This window comes from Acidimicrobiales bacterium, assembly GCA_035540975.1.
GTDB lineage: Bacteria > Actinomycetota > Acidimicrobiia > Acidimicrobiales.
The window spans coordinates 1-7,000 of sequence record DATLFN010000125.1; the positions used below are offsets into that span (position 1 = coordinate 1).

Consider the following 7,000-nt stretch of genomic DNA (forward strand, 5'->3'; position numbering starts at 1 on the left):
TTCACCTACGAGCACCGCCGGGCCGGCCCGGCGGTGCTCGTAGGTGAAGACCGACGCCAGGGCGGCCACGCCGGGCGGGTCCAGGCCGTCGAACAGGCCGGCGCCGACCGCCTCGGCGATCAGCAGGTCGCACTCGTGGTAGAGCCGGGCCAGCCGCGCCCCCGCTTCGGTGAGGGCCCACCCGTCCACGTACCCCCACGTCCCGAGCACCCGCAGGACCCGGTCGAACTGGCGGGCCAGGCTCTCGGTCCGCCCCCGGATCTGGCGCTCCAGCCAGGCGTTGTCCTTGACCAGTCGCTCGGCCCGCTCGGCGGCCCGGACGTGCTTGGCGGCGTCCGGGCAGGCCGCCACCGGGTGGCCGGCCGGCCCGGCCCGCCGGCCCCGCTCCCCCGCCGGCGCCTCGTCGGCGCCGTCGGCCAGCCTGACCCGAGCGAGGGCCTGGGCGACCGCCCGCTGGAACGAGGCGTTGCCGGGTGCGTAGGGCACCGGGAGGTCGACCCGGGCCCGGGGTCGGGGCGGGGCGCGGAAGTCCCGGGGCGACAGGCTGACCTTGCGACGGTCGGGCGTCAGGGCGGTCACCCGGATGTCGCCGCCCCGCCGCTGGGAGGTGGCCAGGACCGCCACCCGCCCGCCCGAGCGGCCCGGCACGACGATCACGTCGCCGGGCCGCACCTTGGACAGCGCATCGGCCACCGCCGGGTCCTCGGCGGGCGGTGGCGACCGCAGCAGGGCCCGGTACTCGTCGACGTCGCCCTTCTCGCACCGGGCGCGCTCGCGGGCCTCGGCCAGGGCGTGGAGCCCGCGGTCCAGCTGCGACTCCAGGCGCACCACGTCGGCATCGGCCCGGTACTGGGCGAACGAGAGGTTGAGCAGGTGGTGGGCCACGTCGGGCGGGTAGCGCCTGACCAGGTTGGCCGCCATGTTGTAGGTGGGGCGGAACGACGACGACAGGGCGTAGGTCCGGGTCGAGGCCAGGCCCGCCACCTGGTCGAAGGGCACGAACGGCGACCACAGGACGGCCGCGTACCCCACCTCGTCGATGCCCCGCCGCCCGGCCCGGCCGGTGAACTGGGTGTACTCGCCGGGTGTGAGGGGCTCGTGGCGCTCGCCGGTGAACTTGGTGAGCTTCTCGATGACGACCGCGCGGGCCGGCATGTTGATGCCGAGCGAGAGCGTCTCGGTGGCGAACACCACCTTCACCAGGGCGGCCGAGAAGCACGCCTCCACGGCCTCCTTGAACGGCGGCACCAGCCCGGCGTGATGGGCGGCGAACCCCGCCTCCAGGCCCGTCACCCACGCCCCGTAGCCGAGGACGTCGAGGTCGGCGTCGGACAGGGGCTCCACCTTGGCCTCGGCGATGGCCCGGATCTGGCGACGCTCCTCCGGCGTGGTGAGGCGCAGGCCGTGGTCGGTGCACTGGCGCACGGCGTCGTCGCAGGCGGCCCGGCTGAAGATGAAGTAGATGCCCGGGAGCATGTCCTCGTCCGACAGCAGCTCGACCACGTCGGCCCGGCGGGGCGTGAACAGGCGGCCCCGGCGGGTGCGGCCCCGGGGGTCGGGCGCCCGCAGGGCCCGGCTGTCGAGGGCCGCCGCCTCGGGGTTGGGGCGGCCGTCCACGAAGGTGGGCAGCAGGTGGATGCGCTCGGCGCCGCGGTCGCCCACCAGGTAGAGGTGCTCGAGCTCGACGGGGCGGCGCTCCTCGATGATCGGCACCGTCGCCCCCCGGACGGTCTGCACCCAGTCGGCGAACTCCTCGGCGTTGGAGACGGTGGCGGACAGGCACACGAGGTCGACCTCGGGCGGGGTGTGGACGATGACCTCCTCCCACACCGCGCCCCGGTAGGGGTTCTGGAGGTAGTGGACCTCGTCGAGCACCACGTAGCGCAGCCCGTCGAGGGCCGACGAGCCGGCGTAGATCATGTTGCGGAGGACCTCGGTGGTCATCACGACGACGGGGGCGTCGCCGTTGATGGAGTTGTCGCCGGTGAGGAGGCCCACGGTCCCCGCCCCGTGCGCCCGCACCAGGTCGCCGTACTTCTGGTTGGACAGCGCCTTGAGGGGCGTGGTGTAGAACGCCTTCCTGCCCTCGGCCAGGGCCTTGGCGACGGCGTACTCGGCCACCACCGTCTTCCCCGACCCGGTCGGGGCCGCCACCAGGACCGACCGGCCGGCGTCGAGGGCGTCGAGGGCGCGCAGCTGGAACGGGTCCGCCTCGAACCCCAACCGGCCGAGGAACTCCTCGCGGATGCCCATGTCGCTACTTGTGGAGTACCCGGCCGATGACGATCGACGCCTCGTAGAACAGGTACATGGGGCCGGCCATGGCGAACAGCGAGTACGGGTCCTGGCTCGGCGTGATCACCGCCGCCACCACGAAGATCACGACGATCGCCGGCCGCCGCCACCCCTGGAGCTTCCTGCTGGTCAGCACCCCGGCCAGCTGGAGGAACACCAGCAGCACCGGGAACAAGAAGGCGACCCCGAAGGCCACCCCCACCAGGATCACCAGCCGCAGGTACTTGGCCGGGCTGAGGATGGGCTCCAGGTCGCCGCCCACGGCCAGGAGGAAGTCCAGCGCCCGGGGGAAGGTGAAGCGGGCCAGAACCGCCCCCAGGCAGAACAGGGTCACCGACGATGCGACGAAGGGGACGGCGTAGCGCTTCTCGTTGGGGTTTAGCCCCGGGGTGATGAAGCGCCACAGCTGCCAGAGGACCACGGGCGAGGCGAGCAGGAACCCGCCCCACGTCGCCACCTTGAGGCGGGTGGCGAAGCCCTCCAGGGGATCGGTGATGAACAGCGTGCACGGGTCGCCCTCGGGGAGGGTGGCGCAGTAGGGGTCGATCAGGAAGTCGAGGATGCGGTCGTAGAAGACGAAGGCGGCCACGGCCCCGACGGCGACGGCGACGGCCGAGACGATGAGCCGGGTGCGCAGCTCGGTGAGGTGGTCGACGATCGACATCTCCGCCGGCCGGGCGGCGGCACGGGCGGCCCGGCGGCGGGCGACGCTGGAGGCGATCCTGGCGCGGGCGTTGGCGATGGTGTGCCTCGTGCGGCTGATCGCCGGTCAGGCCGGCTGGGGCGGGTCGGGCTCGCGCACCACGACCGCCTCGGCCTGCTCGGGCGAGCCCGGGGACCGGGACGGCGTGCCCGGTGGGGCGGTCGTCCCGGGCGCGTCGAGGGCCGTGCCCGCCAGCGTGGCGCCCGGCCCGTCGGGCGTCGCCGGCGGCTTGGGATAGGTGGGCGGCGGCTCGGCGAAGGCCTCCCGCACCTCGGACTGGACGCCCGCGCTCACCCGCCGCAGCTCGGCCAGCGCCTTCCCCACGGACCGGGCAGCCTCGGGGAGGCGGTTGGGGCCCAGGACGACGAGGGCCACCACCAGCACGACGAGGATCTCGGCCGGCCCGATGCTGCCCACGCCGCGAGTCTAGAGCCGCCCCCCGGCGGAGCCGTCGCCGCCGGGCGACGGGCGGGCGTTACGGGCGGCGCTGCAGGCGGGCGAGGGCGAGGCGCAGGCGCTGCGACTCGGCGGTCACCTGGGCGAAGAGGGGCCGGAGCCGGCGGGCCCGCTGCAGTTCCATGTTCAGCTGCTCGGCCTCGTCGAGGAGGCGGCCCAGGGCGATGCCCGCGCACAGCGTCCCCACGAGGAGGGCTACGACGGGCAGGAGGGGGAGAAGGCTCACGATTCCTGGGGACCGGCGATCTCGAGCGACCGGGGGCGGCCGGCGTCGGACAGGTCGTCCAGCGTGGCGCCGCTGCGAAGCTGGAAGTGGAACTCGAGGAGGTCGTCGTAGGAGATCGCCGGACCGGCGTGCACCTCGTCGAGCTCGGCCGGCATGTGCCAGACGGTCAGCGCGATCCCCGAGGCGAGCAGGACGTCCACCACGCGGGGCTCGGCGGGCTTGGCCACGGCCAGGCGGCAGGACGGGCACTGGAAGGCGTACGAGCTCTCGTAGGTGCTTGAGCACAGCAGCACACGGACGTCGCGCGTGGTGAGCTCGACATCACCACACGTCGGGCAGCTGGCCCGGACCATCGCCATCGATCCCTCCCTTCGATCTCGCCGACGCTTCGCCGGTGCCCGTTCCATCGGCTTGGACCTCTCCAGAACTTGAGCGTTCCCTCGACACCATGCTTCCCAGGCGAGTGGTGGACTAGTCCTTCTCAAGGAGGCGCCCGAGCGTGCCGATGACGGGCGCGTGGCCGAATGCTCGCCCGAGGCGCTCCGCGCCGTGGTCCGGCGCCTGGCCGACGAGCTCGACGCACCGACGCTCACCATTCGGGTGCTCGAGGGCGCCGACGACCTCTTCGGAGCGTCGTCAGGCCTGTGCGCCGTGGTGATCAACGGCTCGGTGCGGGTCTCGCAGTTCCGCGGCCTCCCCCGTGACCGCCTGGTCGACGCCTCGCGCGACGACGGCTTCCGCGCCTTCCTCTCCGGCGACGAGCTGCGGGTCGACCGGGCGCCCCATCCCATCGTGGCGATGCTCGCCTCGGCCGGCGAGGTGGCCGTCGGGCTCCCCCTCGTCGCCGGCGGCCACCGGCTCGGCCACCTCGTCGTGTTCGTCCGGGGCGAGCCGACAGCGGCCGCCCGCGCCCTGATGGAGGCCTACGCCGCCCACGCCGCCGTCTGCCTGCTGGCCGCCCGCCTGCGGGCGTCCGACGAGGACCACGAGCAGCGCCTGGCCTCCCTCGCCCACTCGGTGACCCAACCGGTGGTCCTCGTGGACGAGCGGGGCTGCCTGGTGGGCGCCAACGGCGCTGCCGCCGGCGTGTTCCACCTGGCCGCCGGGTTCGAGCAGGGCCACCCCGTCGCCGGGCGCCTCGCTCACCCGGTCCTGGAACGGATGCTCGCCTCGGGGCGGGAGACCGGCGCCGAGGTGGTGCTCGGGACCGACGAGCCCCGTGTGTACCGGGCGACGGTCCGGCGGTTGCGGGGCGCCGGCGGCCGGATCACGGGGCGGGCCCTGGTCCTCCACGACGTCACCGGCGAGCGCCGGATCGACGCCCTCAAGGACGACCTGGTCGCCGTGGTGGGCCACGAGCTGCGCACGCCCGTCACCGTCGTCAAGGGTTACGTGCAGACGCTGGTGCGCAGGGGCGCGTCCATGTCCGAGGAGCGCCGCGCCCAGGCCCTCAACGCGGTGGCGACGAACGTCGAGCGCCTGGAGCGGGTGATCGAGGACCTCCTGTTCCTCTCCGCCGTCCAGGACCGGCCCGCCGACCTCGACCTGCGCCACCACGACCTCGGCGAGGTGCTGCGCCGGTACGAGACGGACCGGGTCGTCGTCACCGTCCCCGCCCGTCCCGTCGACGTGCCGGTGGACGAGGACCGGCTGGACAAGGTCGTCCGCCATCTCCTGGCCAACGCCCTCGAGTACTCGGAAGGCCAGGTCGTCCTCGAGCTGGTCGACCGGGGCGACGCCGTGGAGGTCTCGGTCGTCGACGAGGGGCCGGGCATCTTCTCGGGCGACCTCCCCCACCTCTTCGAGCGATTCCGCCAGCTGGACGGTTCGGCGACCAGGGCGCACGGGGGCCTCGGCATCGGGCTGTACCTGTGCCGGCGGGTGGTCGAGGCGCTGGGCGGACGCATCTGGGTGGACAGCCGCCTCGGCGTCGGCAGCCGCTTCACGTTCTCGCTCCCCCGTCACGGGAGGCTGGCGCCGGTTTCGTAAGGTGCGGCCAGTGGAGCCGCTCCTCCGGCCGCCGATCGGGTTCGCCCACCGCGGGGCGCGGGCCCACGCCCCCGAGAACTCCCTGGACGCCTTCCGCCTGGCCCTCCGCCTGGGCGCCACCGGCCTGGAGAGCGACGTCTGGCTCACCTCCGACGGCGTGCCCGTGCTCGACCACGACGGCGTGGTGAAGAGCGGCCTGCGCAGGCGCCGCATCTCCGAGCTCGCCCGCGACGCCCTCCCCGGTCATCTCGTCGCCCTGGAGGACCTGTACGAGGCGTGCGGGGCCGACTACGAGCTGTCGCTCGACCTGAAGGACCCCGCCGCGGTGGGGGCGGTCCTGGCCGTCGCGTCACGCATCCCCGGCGCCGTGGGGCGGCTGTGGCTGTGCCACCCGGATGCCGACCTGCTCGCCTCCTGGCGGGCGCGGTCGGACGACGTCCGCCTGGTGAACTCCACCCGGCGGCGGGCGGTCAAGGAGGGGATGGAGCGGCGGGCCGCCGTCCTGGCCCACGCCCGGGTCGACGCCCTCAACCTCCACCACACCGACTGGACGGGTGGTTTCACCACGCTCCTCCACCGCTTCGACGTGCTGGCCCTGGCGTGGGACTGCCAGCACCCCCGGGTCCTGGCCGAGGTGCTCCACATGGGCGTGGACGGCGTGTACTCGGACCACGTCGACCGCATGGTCGACGCCCTGGCCGCGGCCGGGCGCTGAGCGCCGTCAGAGCAGCCCGAAGGCGCTGAACGGCCAGACGCGGACGAAGGCGCGGCCGATGATCCGGTCCTCGTCGACCGGCCCGAACACCCGGCTGTCGCTGGAGTTGGAGCGGTTGTCGCCCATGACCCAGACGGACCCCTCCGGGATCGACTTGGGGCCGAACTGCGAGGTGACCGTCCCGGCCGGCAGGTACGGCTCGTTGAGCTGGTTCCCGTTGATCCAGACGGCGCCGTCGCGGCCCTCGACGGTGTCGCCGGGCAGGCCGATGACCCGCTTGATCAGGTCGCGGATGGTGCCCATGTCCTCGGGGGGTCGCTCGAACACCACGACGTCGCCGCGGTTGACGTCGTGCAGGCGGTAGCTCAGCTTGTTCACCAGCACCCGGTCCTGGATGTTGAGGGTCGGCTCCATCGACGGTGACGGGATGTAGAAGGCCTGGAGCAGGTAGGTCTTGATGACGAGGGCGGCCACCAGGGCGGCGCCGACGATGATCACCCACTCGGCCGCGTTGCGGGCCGAGCTGCGGGCGGTGCGCCCCGGGGGCATGTCGTCGGCCCGGGCGGGCGGTGCCTCGGCGGGGGCGAGGGTGAGGGTGCGGCCCGCCGGCTCGGGC

8 protein-coding genes are annotated in these 7,000 nt (G+C 73.9%); 2 read left to right on the forward strand and 6 right to left on the reverse strand.

The window, feature by feature from the left end:
- From VM242_12520 to VM242_12540, 5 genes are all read right to left on the reverse strand, one after another.
- Positions 1–2,253: DEAD/DEAH box helicase (locus tag VM242_12520; protein HVM05988.1), on the reverse strand; the 2,253-nt coding region annotated here is incomplete at its 3' end.
- A gap of 4 nt (positions 2,254–2,257) precedes the next feature.
- Positions 2,258–2,959 (reverse strand): twin-arginine translocase subunit TatC, encoded by a 702-nt coding sequence (gene tatC / locus VM242_12525; GenBank protein ID HVM05989.1) that lies wholly within the window; start codon positions 2,957–2,959, stop codon positions 2,258–2,260.
- A gap of 105 nt (positions 2,960–3,064) precedes the next feature.
- A complete protein-coding gene (tatB, locus tag VM242_12530; GenBank protein HVM05990.1) occupies positions 3,065–3,415 on the reverse strand; it encodes a Sec-independent protein translocase protein TatB in 351 nt (116 codons plus the stop codon).
- Positions 3,416–3,473: 58 nt separating this feature from the next.
- The gene (locus tag VM242_12535) at positions 3,474–3,680 is read right to left on the reverse strand and encodes a hypothetical protein (GenBank protein ID HVM05991.1); all 207 of its coding nucleotides are present in this window, start codon (positions 3,678–3,680) and stop codon (positions 3,474–3,476) included.
- Positions 3,677–4,039 (reverse strand): hypothetical protein, encoded by a 363-nt coding sequence (locus tag VM242_12540; GenBank protein ID HVM05992.1) that lies wholly within the window; start codon positions 4,037–4,039, stop codon positions 3,677–3,679. The genes VM242_12535 and VM242_12540 overlap by 4 nt, the downstream gene beginning before the upstream one ends.
- Before the next feature lie 157 nt (positions 4,040–4,196).
- Between VM242_12540 and VM242_12545 the strand changes: the two genes are divergently transcribed.
- Together VM242_12545 and VM242_12550 are read left to right on the forward strand one after the other, a co-directional pair.
- Positions 4,197–5,669 (forward strand): ATP-binding protein, encoded by a 1,473-nt coding sequence (locus tag VM242_12545; GenBank protein ID HVM05993.1) that lies wholly within the window; start codon positions 4,197–4,199, stop codon positions 5,667–5,669.
- A 10-nt stretch (positions 5,670–5,679) separates the two neighbouring features.
- Complete coding sequence (locus VM242_12550) at positions 5,680–6,384, forward strand: glycerophosphodiester phosphodiesterase (GenBank protein ID HVM05994.1); 705 nt, start codon at positions 5,680–5,682, stop codon at positions 6,382–6,384.
- 6 nt (positions 6,385–6,390) lie between these two features.
- On the opposite strand, the gene lepB is transcribed toward VM242_12550, so the two are convergent.
- On the reverse strand, positions 6,391–7,000 hold a 610-nt coding region (gene lepB, locus VM242_12555), incomplete at its 5' end, for a signal peptidase I (protein HVM05995.1).